Source organism: Candidatus Uabimicrobium helgolandensis (genome assembly GCF_041508025.1).
In the GTDB taxonomy this organism is placed as follows: domain Bacteria; phylum Planctomycetota; class Uabimicrobiia; order Uabimicrobiales; family Uabimicrobiaceae; genus Uabimicrobium; species Uabimicrobium helgolandensis.
Map to the genome: position 1 here is coordinate 6413412 of NZ_CP165719.1, position 19692 is coordinate 6433103.

Annotated in this window: 11 protein-coding genes; 7 read left to right on the forward strand and 4 right to left on the reverse strand. The window is 33.9% G+C overall.

The annotated features are described in order from the left end of the window. The first annotated feature begins 157 nt into the window (after positions 1–157). The 3 genes from UABHE_RS23790 to UABHE_RS23800 all read left to right on the forward strand — a co-directional run bounded on the left by UABHE_RS23790 (position 158) and on the right by UABHE_RS23800 (position 5175). Positions 158–3430 (forward strand): protein kinase, encoded by a 3273-nt coding sequence (locus UABHE_RS23790; protein WP_372365792.1) that lies wholly within the window; start codon positions 158–160, stop codon positions 3428–3430. A 232-nt stretch (positions 3431–3662) separates the two neighbouring features. Next, the gene (locus UABHE_RS23795) at positions 3663–4631 is read left to right on the forward strand and encodes a GIY-YIG nuclease family protein (protein ID WP_372365793.1); all 969 of its coding nucleotides are present in this window, start codon (positions 3663–3665) and stop codon (positions 4629–4631) included. Beyond that, complete coding sequence (locus UABHE_RS23800; protein ID WP_372365795.1) at positions 4621–5175, forward strand: 2OG-Fe(II) oxygenase; 555 nt, start codon at positions 4621–4623, stop codon at positions 5173–5175. The genes UABHE_RS23795 and UABHE_RS23800 overlap by 11 nt, the downstream gene beginning before the upstream one ends. Before the next feature lie 14 nt (positions 5176–5189). Here the strand turns inward: UABHE_RS23800 and UABHE_RS23805 are convergent, their stop codons facing one another. The 4 genes from UABHE_RS23805 to UABHE_RS23820 form a co-directional block, all read right to left on the reverse strand. Continuing rightward, entirely contained in the window at positions 5190–5654 is a 465-nt protein-coding gene (locus UABHE_RS23805; RefSeq protein WP_372365796.1) for a hypothetical protein, read from the reverse strand. 70 nt (positions 5655–5724) lie between these two features. Next, positions 5725–7503 (reverse strand): STAS domain-containing protein, encoded by a 1779-nt coding sequence (locus UABHE_RS23810; protein WP_372365797.1) that lies wholly within the window; start codon positions 7501–7503, stop codon positions 5725–5727. Between the two features lie 194 nt (positions 7504–7697). Then, positions 7698–7886, reverse strand: coding sequence for a tetratricopeptide repeat protein (locus UABHE_RS23815; protein WP_372365798.1), 189 nt, complete (start codon positions 7884–7886; stop codon positions 7698–7700). Between the two features lie 276 nt (positions 7887–8162). Beyond that, positions 8163–12029, reverse strand: coding sequence for a matrixin family metalloprotease (locus UABHE_RS23820; RefSeq protein ID WP_372365800.1), 3867 nt, complete (start codon positions 12027–12029; stop codon positions 8163–8165). Between the two features lie 336 nt (positions 12030–12365). Between UABHE_RS23820 and UABHE_RS23825 the strand changes: the two genes are divergently transcribed. The 4 genes from UABHE_RS23825 (at position 12366) to UABHE_RS23840 (ending at position 19658) form a co-directional block, all read left to right on the forward strand. Beyond that, positions 12366–12725, forward strand: a complete 360-nt coding sequence (locus tag UABHE_RS23825) for a hypothetical protein (RefSeq protein WP_372365801.1) — start codon at positions 12366–12368, stop codon at positions 12723–12725. 496 nt (positions 12726–13221) lie between these two features. Next, entirely contained in the window at positions 13222–13818 is a 597-nt protein-coding gene (locus UABHE_RS23830; protein ID WP_372365803.1) for a hypothetical protein, read from the forward strand. A gap of 655 nt (positions 13819–14473) precedes the next feature. Further along, the gene (locus UABHE_RS23835; protein ID WP_372365804.1) at positions 14474–15958 is read left to right on the forward strand and encodes a tetratricopeptide repeat protein; all 1485 of its coding nucleotides are present in this window, start codon (positions 14474–14476) and stop codon (positions 15956–15958) included. Positions 15959–16031: 73 nt separating this feature from the next. Continuing rightward, positions 16032–19658, forward strand: a complete 3627-nt coding sequence (locus UABHE_RS23840) for a protein kinase (protein WP_372365805.1) — start codon at positions 16032–16034, stop codon at positions 19656–19658. Positions 19659–19692 lie beyond the last annotated feature (34 nt).

Here is a 19692-nt window from a genome sequence, read left to right on the forward strand (position 1 = left end):
ATTCGATAATAAAGTTTATTTATACTATGTGTGGCCAGAGATTGCTTATGTATATGATTTCACAAATAGCAAAATTATTTTGAATATTTACCTTAATGTAACGACTGTGGCCTCGCTACTAAGTTATAAATATTTGATCTGCTAATCCGAGAAAAATATGAACCAAGTTTTTATACGTCGAAAAACAGATGGTACTATTAAAGGTCCACTAGAAGTAGACTTCGCTTTTCAGCAACTTAATAATAGCAATACATCATTTGATATGTATTCCATTTCTGTAGACCAAGAACACTGGCAAGAAGCGCAAATTTTTTTTCAGCCATATATGAATAGCGTACTTAAAAAAACTAAACGACTACATCAAAAAACACTAAACAATCAATTCGGAAAATACCAGATTTTATCCGAATTAGGTCGTGGTGGCATGGGAGTCGTTTATCTAGTGTACGATCCGGAGTTTGAACGTAAGTGCGCACTAAAAGTACTACTGTTTAATAAAGATAAGCGAGCTCATCAAAGATTTGCAATAGAAGCACGCGCAATGGCACGTTTTAAGAATAAAAATATAGTAAAAATTTATGATATAAAAGAACAGCCAAAACAATACTTTGTGATGGAGTATATTGAAGGGCGTCCCTTTAACAAAGTATTAGAAAAAAGTCGTTTAACCCTCAATGAGAAATTAAACATCTTTTGTCAGATATGCGATGGTGTTGCTTACGCACATCGCGAAAAAATTATACATCGCGACTTAAAACCTGCCAATATTATTCTTGATCAAGACAGCGTTCCTAAAATTTTGGATTTCGGTATTGCCAAACAAGTGGCAAAAGAAATTGAAATAACCAAAACAGGTGAACTTGTAGGAACTCCAAAATATTTAGCCCCTGAACTCATTCGTGGAGAACGAGCATCTTACAAAAGTGATTTATATGCACTGGCTGTGATTCTCTACGAGATACTCGCAGGTCAACCTCCATTTGAGGCAAGTAGTGTAGTGGAATTAATGTATTCCATTTCCCGCAAAAACCCTATAGTCCCAAGTGAAATAAACCCTAAAGTAAGTTTTGAACTCGATCTTTTATGTATGAAATGTTTAGATAAAGATCCTGTATATCGCCTCGAAAGCGTTGCATTTCTACGCAAAGAGGTACAGCGGTTTTTAAATAATAAACCCATTCTTACAAAAGAATTTTCTTATTTGTACAGAGCCAAAAAATGGTTACAGCGAAATCAATTATTGGCAGGCATTACTCTTTCTGTGATGTGCTTGCTGTTAACTGTTATTATTGTATTGCGGTTCGCCTTGACTACAGCAAATGAAAAGCACCAACAGGCAAAAGAAAAATTACAAAAAGCTTATCTTGAAACAACCCAAAATTTTATAGAGAAGGCTCTTTACCACAAAGCATTAGAAAAAATAAATGAGGTTTATAAAATACAGAAAGTACAACCGCAAAAAAAATATCTACAAAAAGCTAATTTTTTACTCCGCTATTCGATATTACCATCACTACCAAAAGTACAGACATATCAAAATGAATTGGCTTACAAAGCGATGTTTTCACCTAGTGGAACTTATATTTATATCCAAGATGAAAAAGATTTGTATTTTTGGGAGGAAAGAATTGCTTTACAGCAAGGTATAAAAAAAAGTAATCACTACATGAAAATTCCGTTCAAAGATTCTCAGATAACAATACAATTTGCACAAAGTACTGACTCTTTTATTTTATACAACAAAAGTTGTGTAGAATTTTATCATTTACCAACAAAGAAAAAAGATGTTTTGTTTGAATTCAGTGGAACGATTATCACGCAAATTTCAAACGATGCTAAATATCTCGCATTTATGAAATCTCACCAAAAAAAAGGTTCAGAACTTTTCCTACATGATATTCCTTCTAAAAAAACGAAAAAATTATCTAGTATTACAAGCGATTTTAGATCACTCCTTTTTTCGAAAGACAATAAATGGCTTGTGTATACTGGCAATAACAGAAACCAAACATTAAACTATATCAGTCATATATTTCATGTAAAAACAGGTCGAGAATTTAAAGATAGTGCAATTAAAAATCCTTTTATAAAATTCTCAGAGGATAGTAAATTAATTTATATGAATAACAGAGCTTGGCTATCTCTTGATGAAAATGCTTCGCTGAAATTTTCAAGAATAGAAGATGATGCTGCGACACACGAAGAAGCTGAAGGAAATTACATGATATTAGCCAAAAAAAGGATTTACCAAGCAAAAAATAGTGAAATTGTACAATACGATGAAATAAGTAAAACCAAAACAAAGTTTAATTTGAGCATACCACAAGCTTATTTTGATTCTACGCAAAATTTTTTAATTGCAAAAACCGCTTCTTCTTCTGTTTTATGGTCAATGAATAGCAATAAACTATGTTATGTTTATCACATTGAAAAAAACAAATCAAAATTGACTTCTCAAAATCTACATTTTATTTTTCAATCGAGTGTATTTTATACTAACACTTTAAATAATGAAGAGCTTATTGCATTTCATCCATTTCCAAATACAAAGACCATCGATTTTTTGTCAAAAAAAATGATGAAAAGTAACAAGATGTTAAAAATCGAGCGAAATACAGATGGCATTTCAAATGTCGTAATAGATTCTTCTAATAAAATATTAAACATATTGGTAAAACGTGTAAAAAACAAAGAAGGCCTTTTCTCTAACATTAGTATCTATAATGATCACCCAGTTGTATGTAAGAATAACTTTTTTGCCCTTTTAGCAAAAGGTTCTTTGATCATCTACGACCAAAAAACTCAAAAAAGATTCTTTATGTTATTGCCCGCATCTAAATTTATAGCTATCAATATTCAAGGGGATTACCTTTATTATCTTCAAAGTCAATACGCTCAACAAGGAGTTATTGGAAAAATAGCATTGTCAAAATTAAAAAATGTTGATTCAAAAAACGTAGTTGGATATGAAAAAAGATTGCAACACAATGTATCTCAAAAATCACAACTATGTTTTATTGAGGATAAAATTTTTATCAGCGATAAAAACTATATGGTTGTTTTAAATCAACAATTTGAAAATCAAAAAAAGACTGAAGTAGTTGGGCTTGCAATAACAGTTCATAATAAAAAACTTTATGCTGTGGGAAAAAACCATATGGAAGTATTTCAACTTAAAAATTCAGAGTTGCTTTCATTAAAAAAATCAATAGCCAATATAAATGATAAAGCAAATCGCATAGTGATTAGCAGTAGTGGTAAATATATTGCCATAGCCACAAAAAAGCATGTATTTTTAAGTGAGTTAGTTGACGATCAAATACTCAACACTCGTTCTATTCATGCTGGTAATGTCAGCCAATTGCTCTTTCATCCGCAAAAAGATATTCTTTCTTGCAATTTTCGATACTCAGAATATTATTATTCATGACTGTGTAACTACCAATAAAGCTATATACCAATCAGGATTATTTCAAGGACGTATTGCAACATTTGATCCACAGTGGCGTATTTTTATTACAGAAATATCAAATAGTCTCGGTCTTAGTATTTTTAATATGGCTCTCGAAAAAACTGACTATAATTATTTTTACAAAAACAACAGTGCTCTCCCTTCTGAAATTTTTGATCACTAAACAATCAGATTTAGCTCTAGGAAATACATGAAAAACATACGCAAAAAGCTAAAAGAGATACCTCAAACTCCTGGTGTCTATCAATTTGTCAATAAGGATAATAACACTATTTATATTGGAAAATCCGTTTGTCTGCGTTCGCGAGTCAACAGTTATTTACATAAATCAAAAACGATAGACACCGCTTACGAAAAACGCCGGCAATTACTACGTAGAGAAATGCGCGATGTACACATACACCCTACACCAACTGAACTGCTCGCTCTGTTACTTGAAGATAAAATGATCAAAGATTATCTTCCTCGTTACAATGTACGTCAAAAAAAGTTTACTTCTTATAGTTATTTAAAGTTCAGCGAAAATGCTTTTCCTAGGTTTGAAATTGTAGATGAGCCAGCAAAAGACACTATTGGCCCATTCAAAGATAAGTTTATCATCGAACACCTTGAACGTTTTGCATGCGAGTATTTTGCTTTTTGCCGCTGTACTCATACTAAACGTAAATGCTGTTATTACGATATGAAATACTGTCAGGCACCTCACAAAAGCAAAAAAGCAGCAAAGCTTTATCCCAATAGTATTGCAAAAACGCGCAAATTTCTCGCAGGTAAAGACCACGACATCGTTGTCTTTATAGAAAAAAAAATGCATTCATATGCAAGAAGCCTAAAATTTGAGCAAGCTGAAAAAGCAAAGCATGACTATTTATTGAGTAAATACATGATAGAAAGACACAAATTCTGTAGCGATTTTATGTTTCGCCACCTTATTATTTGGGAGGAAAATACATATACTTATGCTTTTTTTCAAGGTGATTTATTGTTTTTTGCCCCGAAATATGTTGCGATAAGAGATATTACACTTCCACCAAATAAAACCGTACAACAGCATAGTTTTCGTTTTGACCGCGCCGCAGTTATTTTTGAATGGATTAAAAGGCAGTCGGAGATAGAATATACTTTTTTTACAACAGGTGAGGTGTCACATGAGTCTTGATCATAGTAAGTCGTATATTTTTACTATACGCGATATCCTTTCATCGCAAGAATGTGTTGAGTTTATCGAAAAAATTGATCGTGAAAACCCTAAAATTGCGCCAATAAACACAGCGCAAGGCTCTCGTTTAAAGACTGATATTCGCAATAATGAACGTATTATCTTTGATGATAAGAGCACTGCACAAAAGTTGCTGCAACGTATACGGGGGAAAGTACCTAACGAAATTCACAATTCAAGGTTGAATGGTGTTAATGAAAGATTTCGAGGATATCGCTATAAACCAGGAATGCGCTTCGCTCCTCATGCCGATGGAGCCTTTATTCGCAATGAGAAAGAGCGAAGCTATTACACATTTCTTATCTATCTAAATGAAGGATTTGAAGGTGGAAATACTACTTTTATAGTTGAACCAGAGATATCGATAAAACCTGAAACAGGTTTAGCTTTATTTTTTCAACACCCTATTGTTCACGAAGGCGAAATTGTAACTCGTGATGTTAAATATGTCCTGCGCAGCGATGTTATGTATTCTTGCGATTAAAATTAATATGCTTTTTATTTCCTCTGTTGTAAACATTTCCAACAAGCACTATACTGATCTTCTACTTGTTCTTTACAATTGTCACAAGTCCACATAGTACTCTCATTGTTATCAAAACTGCTCTCTTTTTTTCTTCCGTTTTTGATGGCCTTTATCATCGCCATAAGTCCACCAATAGTCATCGCCAACATAAAAACAAGGTATGCACTCATGATTAAAAAATCGGCATTCATCGATAGTTTAATCTCTTCTATAATGTTATATGCACTATAAGCTCCAGAGATAAAAAACCCAAAACCACCGATTAAAAAAGTAATGCGAATAATAAATTTTGCGCGATATTTTCCGCTAATAGCGGCTCCATAAGCTTCTCCTTCTGCCTTTGCCGTTTCAAGAGGGTCGTAGAGATTGCGCTTTAAATTATCTGGAAGATGAGGAAACTCTTCTATTTCTTCACTTGGGTTATCAACATTGTCCATAATTAAATCTTCTCCAATAACTCTAAATTATAATAGTTTCAATACTTTTGCTCGTGAGAATTCACTACGTTTAGTTCACAGGTAATATATTTTCTATTGGATTAGCCTCTCGAGGCCGTTTTAGGAAATAAAACACTGCAGAAATAGACAAGAATACTCCTGCCAAAGCAAAACCAAAACCTGTCTTTCCGCCAAAAAATTCAGTAAATTTTGATAATGTCTCAATCGCCGCAGGTAATTTTTCATTGAAATCTACTTGAAAAACATCCAAAGATGTAGAAATAACAGGAGAAATAAGACTCAAATACAATGCAAATTTAGCGATGGTTTGTTTTTCGACATGGTATGTCATATTTTCTATAGTATCAATCAATTCTCCATTATAGTAAATCTCAACATAACCTTTTTGATTTTTACTTTCTGCTAGGGGAGTTGCAGTAAAATTTGCATGAGAAATCTCTGGTGTGACATCAACTTTTTTCTTTGGTGGCACGATCAAACATCCAGGAAAGTGTGGTACAACTTCAATAATAGGTTTATCTTTTGATACAACCACATCTTGCTTTCCTTCAACTTGCTCAATTTTTTTGTGAATAATTTTTTGTAATTTTTGTTGAGAGAAAATAACCTTTAGTGGAAAAATACAAAAAGGATACATTCTGCGATAAAAACGAATAGTAGACTTACGTTTCAATTCGGTGACTACAACTTTCTGCTCTTCGTTTTTCGGTGCAGGAGCTTGTTGTTGCACAGGAGATTCTTGTACTACGCTTTGATCTAGTGGTTTACGGCGCTTTTTCTTCGCTTTGCGCGATAGCTTTTTTGGAGACTCGGTAGCTGATTTTCTTGCCTTATCTGCTACTTGGTTCAATGTTTTGGATGTATCCTCATTTTCTAAAGAAGACTCCATCAACTCTCCAAGTTGTTTCTCACTTTCTGGAGAAGGCTTTATCAACTCGCCAGTGAATCCTCCAAGCTGCCCCTGATTTTGTTTCTCATTTTGTAAAGGCGAATCTACCAACTCTCGAGCAAATTCTTTAAGCTCTTCTTCACTTTGTAAGGTAGAAGACCCTGGTAGCTCTCTAGTTCGCTCTAAAACAGGTTCTACTACTTCTATAGTCAGTTCTTCGTGTTCTTTCTGTTTTTTTTGTTCTGGAGCCTTCTTTTGCAAAGGAGAATCATCCATCGCGATTGTGGCACCAAAAAGATCTTCTTGCTTCTGATTTTTGTTTTGTAAAGGAGAGCTCCCCATCTGAATTGTGGCTCCATAAGGATCTTCAGCACCATCTTGTTTCAGAGATCTGTTTTGCAAAGGAGAACCATTCATCTGAATTGTGGCTCCATAAGGATCTTCAGCTCCTCCTTGTTCCGGAACTTTATTTTGCAAAGGAGAGCTACCCATCTGGATTGTCGCTCCATAAACATTGTTTACCGGTCCCCCCAAAGGAGATTGATTTGCTTGCATTGTTGGTGAAAAAATATCCTCATTTCCCAACGTGTCTTTTCCATATGCCTTAAATTGTTGAACCGCTGTATTAAGGTCATTGCAAAAAACACTATCATCCGAAAACCCCGCGTAGCGAAAAATGCCTTGTAAAGAAGATTGAACATGTAAAAGCTTTAAATCTCCTCCGCGGCTGCGAACCAAGGAAATGTGTTCTAAGAATGTCTTTAGAACTGGTGCGCTAATATGATCAACTTTTTTCATATTACAAATAATCTTATATATACCAAGACTAAATATTCCTGCAAATGTGTCTTGCACCAGCACAATAGAATTTTCGTCTATATGGCCTTCAAAAACAATTAACTTAACATTACCTTCCAAATCTCTGGTATTTATCTTCATTTGTTTCTCCACAAAGTACATTACATAAAAACACATCTCTTACAATAAGACTTAGAATAAACTTATGAAACAATACGTTAACACATCAGTTTATGTTTGATTTTGATATAATCAGTAATAGGTAATATTTATAACTCAAGTTACGACCTAGAAATAACAGAAAAAAGTAAAAGCCAAAACAAAATGGACAACCTTTAACTTGAAATTTTTTTCGCTTCTTCATAGTTTTTTTGTAAGCAATTTATCATCGTTGTCAATACTTTTGAGATGAATTCGACGGTTTCCACAAGCAACTGTTCAGCACTGTTATAGTTTCCTTGAGATTGATAAAATGACGCCAAATCATGCTGTAAAGCTAGAACACTAGAGTGATATTTGATCATCCAACGACAAGGTGACCCGTCGAAAACTCGTGAAAAATGGTGGCGATCAAGTATTGATTAGTAAATTCCATTTGGAATCGTATACTCTCATACTTAGAGATATTTGAGAACCATTACCTTTTAGCTAATTAATCTAATTGATGATAGGTTCTAAGACAGGAGGAATGAGGTTAGAAAAGATATCTTTTGATAATTGATAATTTTTGTTAGTGAAAATTTAAGTGGCTAATTCTGAAAATAACAAAAGAGGGAGTATTTCCCTCTTTTGTTATTTTTCTATTTTACAATTGGTGCGCTAAAACAACTTTTGTCAAAATTCAGGCATTCCAATTTGTAGATATAATGCTTGTCATTAACAACACTTACATCATTATAACTATAACCTATTTCTTCATCTACACCTTGCGTGGATAAAATTTGCATAGGGGTAATTTTTGTAAATTTTTTCTCTCCGACGGCGCGTCTCCATATGTGGAAACCAGTAAAAAATTTACTTTTGCTATTTTCCCACTTGATCGTAGTATAGCCGTCTACCTTCATCGCTTTGAAATCAATCTTCGCATTCACAACCAAAGCTTCAACACCAGATTCAAAAGCACCACTATCATCATTGTTACCATCAGTACGACTTGCTCCGCGCTGGTCTTCTTCGGTGAATGTGTTTTCAGGAACAGCATCAATTGCAGGATTCTCACCTTTAGTAGTCAAGGCATGTGTTTTTGTTTCACCACCATTGTCTTTTAGAGAGCTAATCAAAATATTGCTCGCCTTAAAACCACCGAGAACATCTCCCTGTCCAGAATTAAAACCACCTGAACCAGAAATATCCTCAACAATATTGAAACCACCAGTTGTAATATTTCCCAAAACATTTTTTCCATTTACCTTGGCAATATTACCAACTAATACACTTGCTTCCATCGTGGTATTACCATTATCAACAAAAATAGCTCCTCCTTCTAAGGAAGTCGCTTTATTTTTAAAGAAAGTGCAATGAGTAAATTTCGCTGTTCCACCATTAAAAATCGCTCCACCATTGTTTTTAGCAATGTTGGCAGAAAAAGTACAATTAATAACGTCTGTAACTGTTCTGCCTGTACTATTAAAAATAGCCCCACCATTATTAGCAGAATTGTTCTTCTCGAAATTATTTCGTTGTAATAATGTTATAGTACCATTATTAAAAATGGCAGCTCCGTTGTTCGCCAAAGTTTTATTTATCGAAAAAGTTGTGTCGGAAATTTCATTGATAGTGCCTAGATTAAAAATCGCTCCACCACCGTTACCAATCTTAGGTGTAGAGTTTTTTGCTAAGTTGCTAGTAAGAACAGTAAGATTTCCTTCATTGTGAATTGCTCCACCGCTACCACTTGTTACAGTGTTGCCATCAAATTTACTAGCAAACACGTTGATAGTACCGCCATCAATAAACAACGCACCACCATCATCAAAAGATTTATTTCTCGAGAATGTGCAGTTTGATATATCATTTATTGTGCCGTTATTGTTAAAAATCGCTCCACCTTGGGATTCAGCAACATCTCCTTTAGTAAAATTACTTTTAAAAATACAAGTAGATATTGTATCGATAGTGCCTTCATTGTTGATGGCACCACCATCATCAGAAGCACTATTTTTATCAAAAGAATTTCCAACTAGAGTACCCACATTAGCTGTACTAACAAATATAGCACCGCCATCAGTACTAGCAGTATTTGTCTTGAAAATGCAGTTAGTCAAGTTTCCGATTGCTGAGGCATCAAAAAGATAAATCGCTCCTCCTTTATTGGCCTTACAATTGGTAAAACTACAGCCATCAACATCTAATATTCCTCCAGAGGCAACAAAAATAGCACCACCGTTATTGTTACCAGCATTTCCATCTTTGAATTTGATGTCGAGCAATTTTACTTCAGCATCGGCAGCGATATTAAAAATACGCGATAGTTTTTTACCACTTAAGGTAAGACCTTTGCCATTGATTACAACACTTTTATCAATGGCAATTTCACTGAGTAGCGTTATACTTCTCACTTTGTTGAAAACAATAATATCGCCATCCACAGCCAATTCTTCTATAGCTTCACGTAAACTTCCTTTACCACTGTCTCCCTTGTTATCAATAACAACCGTTTTACCTGTAGACTTTGGATCTGTGGTTGTCGAAGATTGATTAGAAAAGAAAGAATCGCCCCCTGCATTAAAAGCGCGAACACGATAATTAAATGTTGTCGAAGGTGGAAGATTTATATCGCTAAACACCGTTGTATTTGCATTAAGGTTAGCAACCACGGTAAATGCGCGGCTTTCTTGTTCCTCACGTTCAACAACATAGCCATTTTCACCATTAGAATTATCGTTCCATGACAAATCAATGCGATCATCGGAAAATGTTTCAGCACTAAGATTGTTAGGAGTTTGGGGGAGAGTTGTAGTATCCGCAACATTAGATGTTCCGGAATCACCCGTTGCATTGAGAGCTGTTACCCGATAGAACGCTACAGTAGATTCTCCCAATCCACTGTTATTGCTAAAATTAGTAGTATTTGCTCCTACTAAAGCAATTTGCTGGAAACCTCCACCAAGATCACGCTCTATACGATAATTACTTTCACCATTAGAATTATCTGACCATGACAAATCTATCTGTGTTGCGCTAGCAGGAGCAACAGCAAGATTGTTAGGATCAGCTGGTAATGTCAATACATTGTTATTATTTGATGAAACAGAATCACCAAATCTGTTGAACGCTATAATGCGATAAGTTAAGTTTGAACCTTCAGGCGCATTTTCATCACTAAATGATTCTTCATTAGGAGCAACACTTGCTATTGCTTCAAAATTTCCGCCACCAATACGACGCTCGACGCGAAAACCATCTTCAATATTGTCATTATCATTCCAATTTAAATCCACTTCAGTAGAAGAAAGTACCGTTGTATTTAAACTACTAGGGGCAATAGAAACACTAGAATAAAGAGTGCGGATACCCGCTATGTCATCAGGGTCTAGAGGTTGTTTGCCAGCATTATTTTGAATAACAGGAAACATAATAGCAGCATTTAGATCCGAGTGATCCATTCCAAGAGCATGACCTGATTCATGAAGAGTAACATTAAACAAAAAATTGGGGAAGTTGTTATTCCAATTTTCTGCATCATCAAAATGTATGTCGCCATCAATAAGAGCTCCGCCAATAGGAAAAAAAGCATGAGCAACTGTATTACCTTGGCCATCAAAAGGAGCATTGTCTCCGTGATTGCCAACGCCCCAGAAAATATCAAAAGAATTTTGCTGATTAGGAGTATTAATTCGATCGAATGAGATATTAACTACAGATCCCCATTCACGGATTCCTTCTTCCACAGGAGCTTCTTCACCATTACCTCCAATATCCCCAGTACCACCACCTGAAACGAAATGGTAAGTAAGACTTGCTTCTCCTAAACCATTTCCATCCCAACCATTACCTACGACAGCAAAGTTTGGTATTGGTCCGTAAAATGTTTGCCCGCCAGCACAATAATGAATACGTTCTTGATTAAGTACAAATTGAGGTGTAGGAAGTATCCATGCAATTTTTTCACTTTCACTTAATGAATGAACATTGCTCGCATTTCCCGATACTAAGCATGCATAAGAAGGAAAGTCAGGATGAGTACTATATTTAGCTCCTATTTTCTCAACAATGGTTTTCATTTCGGTTTGCGTTACATCTCTATGGCCTTCAACCATATAGGTTGTTGTTTGCCAAGGTTCTTTTTTCAATTTTTCTGCTACAATTTTGCTGATTTTATCGCTAGGTTTCAATTTTCCGACCCAACGCGTAGAAGAAATCGAACTCCAGTCAAATTGAGAAGGAACGGATAAGAGTAAAGTATTTCGAGCCACATAACCAAGTAATCGAATGTCTGTTAACCGAAATTGAAAAATAACATTTCGGTGCAACTTGTTAAATTGTACGAGCACCCAATGTCGCTCCTGCTCTCTATCTAGCGGCTTTATAGTTGAGCTAGTAGGAGTAAACGTTCGATTTTGAAGACGTATTTCATATTCTTGCGCTAAATTCTGATTTTGAGAATACAGGGGAAGGCTAACGAATATAATCGTTAGTATAAAAATAGCATAATTTTGTTTTATCATTTCTTCACCCATTAAAATAGTTTTATGTAAAATTCTAAATAATCGCCTATATCAACAATTTCCTTAAATTTTTGATACAAAAAAATGCGGAATTGTTATAAACTCTGTTTTAATTGTTCTACATATTATAACAAAAAAACTCAAACAACCCAACTACCAACGCATAAAAATTCGTGTTATAGTATAATTACAATCGAAAACAGGAAATAATGCTAATTATATCTGTAGGTCTTAATTTTTGGGTTTGCCAAGTGTATGTAAAAAGCACAAATATCTGTTTGTTTATGGTTTGTAAAAATTCACTGAGCTAATTTTTTTGCGTTCAAGGAACTCTCTATGGACAACGAAATAAAACCACATTTCAAAGCAAAAACCACTGTAACTAGAGGTAGAAAATATGGTCCTGACAAAGGCAAATTTACTTTTGGAGAAGATGGCTGGAGAGTCATTCCTACGCAAATTGATGGTATGCAAGAATTATACGGAGAAATGGCTAGAGGAAGTCTAGGAATATATGTAGGAAAAGAAAGCGTTTTTGAAAAAGGTGAATCGTTTGATGCGGAATGTAGATATGCTGTTTTAGAAGCTTATACAAGCTTAATCAAATTGGGAGCAGAATTTAAACTATGGGATGGTGGATTCTTTGCCGTAGGTGTAATTACAGAAGTATACAAAGAAAACTGGATTGAAATTTAAAGTATAAATACCCGCGAAGCCGTGAATTCAGCAGTAATCTTTATATACTCTTTTTGATAAAGAATAATAAAATTAAGCCACTGTCACCTAGTAAATTTTGTGACATTTTTATCCCTACGTTTTCGAACTACATAAAGAACAAAAGAATAAATACCTGAAAATTTATATTCACTATCTACATATTTTTCTATCACATAAAACATAAAGTAATAACTTCGCGCAGAACTCCAGATCAAACAACCTATAAGTAAAGCTCTTACTGAAATCGTATTCTCAAATAAAAGTAATAACGAGCAAGTCATTACGATCAGTAGAAATAGAAAACCTTTTACGTAAATCCAAAATAAATTGAGATCATCTTGTAATTTCATTAATATAACCTTTGCTATTATTTTTAATGTTGATTCGAACTTAGTGAAATATATTATCGATAAAGATATTTGTAAAGAGTTTTGTTGGTGACATGTTTTGTATCTTTGTAAACGAAAGTGTTAAAATGAAATATATTTTTGGTTTCGTAATTATTGCAATTTTGTGTTGTGGAGGAATATCGATAGAGAGTAAACCTGTAAAAGTATTAGCATTAGGACCTGAGTACGCAATTCATCAATTTCCTGGTTTTGTGGAACAAGGAATGGGTGAGTCTATTATTAATTTAGGAATAGCGGTGTCTCACACTAATCTTAAAACGGGAGAAATGAAATGGCTTGTAGCTACGGGAGTTATCGCTGCACATACCCGTAGAATTTCTTATTCAGTCAGTCGTCTTGTTGGTTTACAAACAGATAGAGAGCACTTAATAACTCTCATATATAGCATTGGTAGACTATTTACACCTCACGATGAACCGCCTTATACTCTTCCTCCAAAAAAAGGGCAATATACCCTTCAGATATTTACTAAAAAAGATGGTGTCAATATTTACACTAAATCTTTTACCGATTCACAGTTGTTTCCCGATATTGTACCTGTTGAAACTATAAAACCTGGTATTATTAGTCAAATTGAAAATGGATATGTTGTTTTTGATAGTCTATTTAAACAGGAAAAAGAAGGGGAGTGGCTTAGCGTAAAATACCAAAACAAAAAGTAATATAGAATTCAAGAGATTTAAAGCGTTTACAATGAACTAAATTGTAAAACAAAGTAGTGATAAGCGTATTATGTTCTAAAGATAGTGGAAAGATTAACTTGTAGTATACTCAAGGTTGAACACTTGACAAATATCATTGGTTTATGAAAATAAAGATAACTACCAACGTCCTCAATTTAGCTATAGTCATTTACAAATCGAGATCAATAATTTAAGCATATTTTACTAGGGCGTGTCATCATTCAAAATATTGTGTGTTTTTTCGAGCCCGAGCCTGTTTGCGAGCCCGTTTCCGAAACTTTCACTAACAATTTATCAAAGAAGCAAAGTTTCTTTTTCCATCGCAAAAAACTAGTATTGAACCAATAAATCACTTTCTGTCGCTCTCAAAAAATTTTCGGGCGCGGGTCGCAAACGGGCTCGGGCTCAATACTACTGGCGTATCATTAAATGAATCCGTTATATTTTTATCTGTATTGAATGATGACACGCCCTAATACTCTTTCAGACAACAACAAATGCTTATTTTTGTCTAAAAAATATGTAGGGCATAAATTGTACGCCTAATTTACAAATTTTTAATGAGAAAGACTTTAATGAAGTATGTTAAAAGTATAGCGCTTAAAACACGAATATTAAAAAAGCAAGGACAATCATGCTAGAAGAAACAGCCCAACCAACAAAAAGCCACGCAAAAACAAAAACACCAATAAAAAGAGAACTAGGTAAACCCAAAAGCAAACTACTTGTTTTTTTTACTCTTTTTACTCTTTTTGTTATAACGATTTTAATTTTTGTATTTCTCAATATTAGTAAGAAAAAAAATTATGTTCAAACAGCCCTAAGAGATGAATATCAAGGCAAATATGACTTGGCGTTAAAAAATTACAACAACGCTATTAAAGAAGATAAAGACAACATGTTTGCCTATTTTAGAAGAGCTATTCTGTACCATGAACAGAAAAAATACGATTTAGCATTGAAAGATTACAACAAGGTAATTGCGATAAACCCTCGTTATTTGTATGCTTATTTCAACAGAGCTATGATGTATTATAATCAAAAAAAATATAGCCTAGCAATAAAAGATTATACCAATGAAATTGCAGTTAACCCAAGACACCAAGACGCTTATTTCAATAGGGGGCTTGCTTATAGTAAGCTAGAAAAATACTACTTGGCAATAGAAGATTATAATCATGTTATAACAAATAATTCAAAGCATAAACGAGCGTATTTTAACAGAGGTTTTGCCTATCATATTTTGAAAAAATACAATTTGGCTATGCAAGATTACACAAAGCATGTTGCAATAAATCCTGAAAATAAATATGCGTATTTTAACATGGGTCTTATACATAACAAACTTAAGGAATTTGGTTTAGCTATATACAATTGGGAAAAATCTATTTCCTTAGGCTACAAAACGTTAGAAACTCAAAATCTTGTAAAAAAAGCAAAAGAGAGTTATAAAAAAAGCGATAACAATATTTATCGATTAAGAGCGAATATTTATCGCTTGCAAAAAGAAATTATCCTTGCAAGAAAAGAGTACGATAAAGCTATTCAATTTGACCCTCACGACAAGGAATCTTATTATTACAGAGGCATTATATTTGAAGATCAACAAAAATATAATCTTGCTATAAAGGATTATAGTAAAGTAATTGAAATCGATTTTAATTACAGAAATTCGTATTATCTAAGAGGGGTTTTGTATCACAAACAAAAAAAATATGACCTAGCTGTAAAAGATTATAATAAAGCGATTGAGCTTGACCCCAACAATACAAATCTTTATTACAAAAAAGGCTTTATATACCGTCTACAAAAAAAATATGACCTTGCTATAAAAAGCTACAGTAAAATAATCGAAATAAATCCCAACGATAAAAAGATCTACCCATTAGTTAGTCGCTTATATTGCAAGCAAAAAAAATATAATCTAGCTATAAAAAACTACGATGAGGCTATTGCAAATATTTCAATAAATAGTTCGTTTTATTACAAGAGAGGTATGCTTTACTATCAGCAAAAAAAATTCAACCTTGCCATAAAAGATCTAAAAAAAGCTTTGTCTCTAGGATATGGTGGTAAACATCTACAGTCATATATCGATAGAATTGAGCAAAAAATGTAAGACAGTAAATCATATATTTTTCAGACTATTTTATTTGTTTGTATATAAAATTTTGTGTACAGGAGAAGATTGTATGGCTGAAGAACCAGAACCAAAAAACAATCACCAGTCTATTCGCGAAAAAACAATTGAACTTTCATCACAACAGACAAGTGAACGAACGATGTTCATTCTTAAAACTAAACAGATTCCTACTGACGATAAAACAGTAATTACAGAACAAAGTAACCAAAAACGAATTTTAGACGAAGAGAGCAGTGCGCAAACTGTTGTTCATTATAATGAACACACAATTGCTAATAGTGTTGAAGAAGATTCTTGCCGTGATCATCAAAGAGAGCAACAAGCATGCCCTACAGAGATAATTCAAAATCAAATAAATTATGCGCAAGAAGCTTCTAATAAGCTAGACTGGAAAAGCATAAAGTCCGGAGATCGAATTGGACGTTATGAAATACAAAAAAAAATAGGTATTGGAGGAATGGGAGCTGTCTTTAAAGCTTTTGATAGTACTTTACAACGCGCTGTAGCGATAAAGTTAGTTCTTGGTATTAGCAATAACGAACGGTTTCTTATCGAAGCCCAAACTACAGCGAAGTTGAATCATGCAAATATTGTTAGCCTTTATGATATTGTAAAATTGGGTGAAGATAGCTTTGCTATGGTAATGGAATATATTGATGGTAAAACGCTTGCTGAAGTTTTGCGAGATGAAAATATTATCGAAGAAAAGCGCGCTTTGCACATTGTTCGCGATGTAGCACAAGCACTACAAAATGCACATAAAATGCACATTGTTCATCGTGATATCAAACCTGGCAATATAATGATTGATAGCCAAAATATAGTTAAGGTTACCGATTTTGGTTTGGCAAAAATGCTTTCCTCCGAACAAGATGTTCAAGTAACACAACCAAATATGATTCTCGGAACCCCCGTTTATATGCCCCCAGAGCAAATTCAAGGAGAGGTTGTTGATGGTAAGAGCGACGTTTATTCTTTAGGTGTTACTTTTTATCAGCTACTTAGTGGAAAATTGCCGATACTTAGTTCTGATTTAATGGAAATTTTAGCCACTCATATTAAAAATGACCTTATTCCACTAGAAGAAATTAAACCAGAAATCGCACATACCATTACTCATATTGTCAATGGTATGCTCATCGGTAATCGTGACAAAAGGTGGGATACTCAAAGTGTAATTTCTGCCATAAATACATACTTAGATAGTGCTTCCCATAGCGTCAATCGTTCAACACAGCGTGAAGTTGTTCTTGAGAACCATTTTTTTACACAACATATGAACAAGGGACAACAATACGAAGAAAAAAATTCATTTTGTGATGCAATATTTGAGTATCAGAAAGCATTTGAAAAGCGCCCTGCTATAAAAGCGCCAGCCGAAAAGATAGAGATACTACAAAGTAAAGTTATTAATGACATTAACCAAAAAATGAAATTGTATTCATGGCGAGAAGCGCTCGATTTGTGTAACAAAATGAAAGAACTTTTTCCTAACGAACGCGAAATTATGTATCTTCACAAAATTTGTGAAGAGAGTCTTAAAAATAAAGCGCTAAAAAAGAAACTTGTATACGCAAGTGTAGCAGTTGCAATTGTATTATTTTTAGTTTTACTAAAGCTCACAGTGGTTAGTGATCACAAAGATAATGATCTAACTGCCAAAGCTAACAAAAATGACAATCTTACTCGAAATAAAAATGCAAATTTGCAAAATTATAAAAAAGCCAATGACTCACAAAAGTTAATGTTAAGCAATTTATCTGCGGACAAAAAATGGAATATTGCCCTACAAAACAAGCAACAACAAAAATGGACGCAGGCTATTTATATTTTCGGCAATATGCTGAAAGAACCTAAATATGAACAAGTTAGGCTAAAAATAAAACAACAAATAGAAGAGTGTCTTGCGCAGCAATGTATTGGTGATGCACAGAAATGTATTGAGCGCAAACAATGGCAAAAAGCAGCCACTTTGTACGCAAATGCTTTTGAGCATTCTCCTTCGACAACAAAGTCATTTTCTCCATTGCAAAAATCAAAGATGTTCAAAGAATTTGCAGGAAAGGCTTCGCGGCTAGAAAATGAAATTGCACAAAAAAATTGGGCCAAACTACGCACCGTTTTTTGGAACATGAATAAAGAACAACAAAAATTATTTATAGTGCACTATCGTGCCCAGTTAAAAGATATACCTGCTCCGCAAATTGACTTTTCTATACCAACACAGATAAGCGTAGAAGAAAAAGTATCTTTTGTGGCGCGTGTCTCTCAGAAAAGTCACCCGAATATTCACTTAACATGGAATTTTGGCAATGGTGAAACAAAGTCTGGAGCAAATGTATACTACACTTATTACAAGCCCGGAAAGTTTATTGTTACATTAAGTATTGATGACGGAATAAACCATTACAAAAAAATTCTGGATCACTATAATATCAAGGCTGCGGTTACAAGTCGTATTGCATGGAAAATGCAAGAATTAGAAAATGGTTTTTACGAATTTAATGTTGAAGAAGATGTTGCAAATACTTTTTACACATGGAAATTTGCCGATGGAAATATTCGCTGTGGAAAGCGTGTGCGTTATAAATTTTCTTATTCTGGAAAGCAGCAAGTACAACTTGTTGTTGTCTCAGGTGAAAGTAGAAACACGACCAAACGAAAAGTAAATATATTATATGCAGATCCTGATTTAGAACATCGTAAAATTGTATATCATTATGTGCAGAAACTAAACAAATCTACAAAAAATAGTGTCGTTGATTTACCAGGAAAAGTTATGGATGCACGGCTTGCTCTTGGTGGAGCATACGTAATACTTCGTTTACAAGATTCGCGGCGTTTAAAATTGTATGATTTAGTTCAACGCAAGTTTTTGGAAAGTTTTGCCATGCCTGATGTTAATTCAATATTTTCTAGTGGAGGACGCTACCTAGTTTGTTATTCAAAAAATAATAATCTATTTACTACATATGATTACGTATCTCAAAAGACTCGTAAGTACAAAGATTTCAAACACAAAATTAGCGATTTGGTTATGGGGCTGGATAATGGTCGCTTCGCATTTGTAACTATTTTAGATAAAAATATAGGTAGAGAAAATCAAAATAAATATGCACTGATGGACCTAACGACATTCAATATTTCCAACTTCGACGTCAAAAATTTGCGTTATGCTGGTCGTAAATATATTCAGTGGCGTTCTGACGCCTATCTCTATAACTTAACATGTCACCAAAGTAATAGTTCTCCATGGGGAGTAAATTGGATCTATTTAAATGGTTCTGACCTCACTTCCAAGGATAAGCACACTACATTGGGTTATTTACCTTTGGGGCTAGAAGGAAACTATATTTTTACTTCACAAGGAACTATTCTTAAAGGTAACCCTGAATCACAATTTCATAGAGAACGTTCTCATATTTTTCCTATTTATGGATCGAGTTATTATATCAATTACAAAAAAGGAAAACATTATCGTGATCCAGGAGTTTTTCAAATTAAAGATGTCTATACCCTTGATGTGTTAAAAGAACTTCGAGAAGGACAAGCAATTACTGATCATCCTTATCATGTAAAAGATTTTCATTACATAGCTTCGGCAATTTCTGATACGATGATTCAGATAAAAAAGAACAAAATGTATGTTTTTTCATTGGGAATTAATCATAACTAAGTGTCAGATCACTTAGAAAACAACTTTGTTAGGA

Bases quoted from the DNA above. Each gene is read 5' to 3' on its own strand.
- UABHE_RS23795 (WP_372365793.1), top strand. From the start codon at position 3,663: ATGAAAAACATACGCAAAAAGCTAAAAGAGATACCTCAAACTCCTGGT.
- UABHE_RS23820 (WP_372365800.1), bottom strand. From the start codon at position 12,029: ATGATAAAACAAAATTATGCTATTTTTATACTAACGATTATATTCGTT.
- UABHE_RS23790 (WP_372365792.1), top strand. From the start codon at position 158: ATGAACCAAGTTTTTATACGTCGAAAAACAGATGGTACTATTAAAGGT.
- UABHE_RS23830 (WP_372365803.1), top strand. From the start codon at position 13,222: ATGAAATATATTTTTGGTTTCGTAATTATTGCAATTTTGTGTTGTGGA.
- UABHE_RS23805 (WP_372365796.1), bottom strand. From the start codon at position 5,654: ATGGACAATGTTGATAACCCAAGTGAAGAAATAGAAGAGTTTCCTCAT.
- UABHE_RS23800 (WP_372365795.1), top strand. From the start codon at position 4,621: ATGAGTCTTGATCATAGTAAGTCGTATATTTTTACTATACGCGATATC.
- UABHE_RS23825 (WP_372365801.1), top strand. From the start codon at position 12,366: ATGGACAACGAAATAAAACCACATTTCAAAGCAAAAACCACTGTAACT.
- UABHE_RS23835 (WP_372365804.1), top strand. From the start codon at position 14,474: ATGCTAGAAGAAACAGCCCAACCAACAAAAAGCCACGCAAAAACAAAA.
- UABHE_RS23815 (WP_372365798.1), bottom strand. From the start codon at position 7,886: ATGATCAAATATCACTCTAGTGTTCTAGCTTTACAGCATGATTTGGCG.
- UABHE_RS23840 (WP_372365805.1), top strand. From the start codon at position 16,032: ATGGCTGAAGAACCAGAACCAAAAAACAATCACCAGTCTATTCGCGAA.
- UABHE_RS23810 (WP_372365797.1), bottom strand. From the start codon at position 7,503: ATGAAGATAAATACCAGAGATTTGGAAGGTAATGTTAAGTTAATTGTT.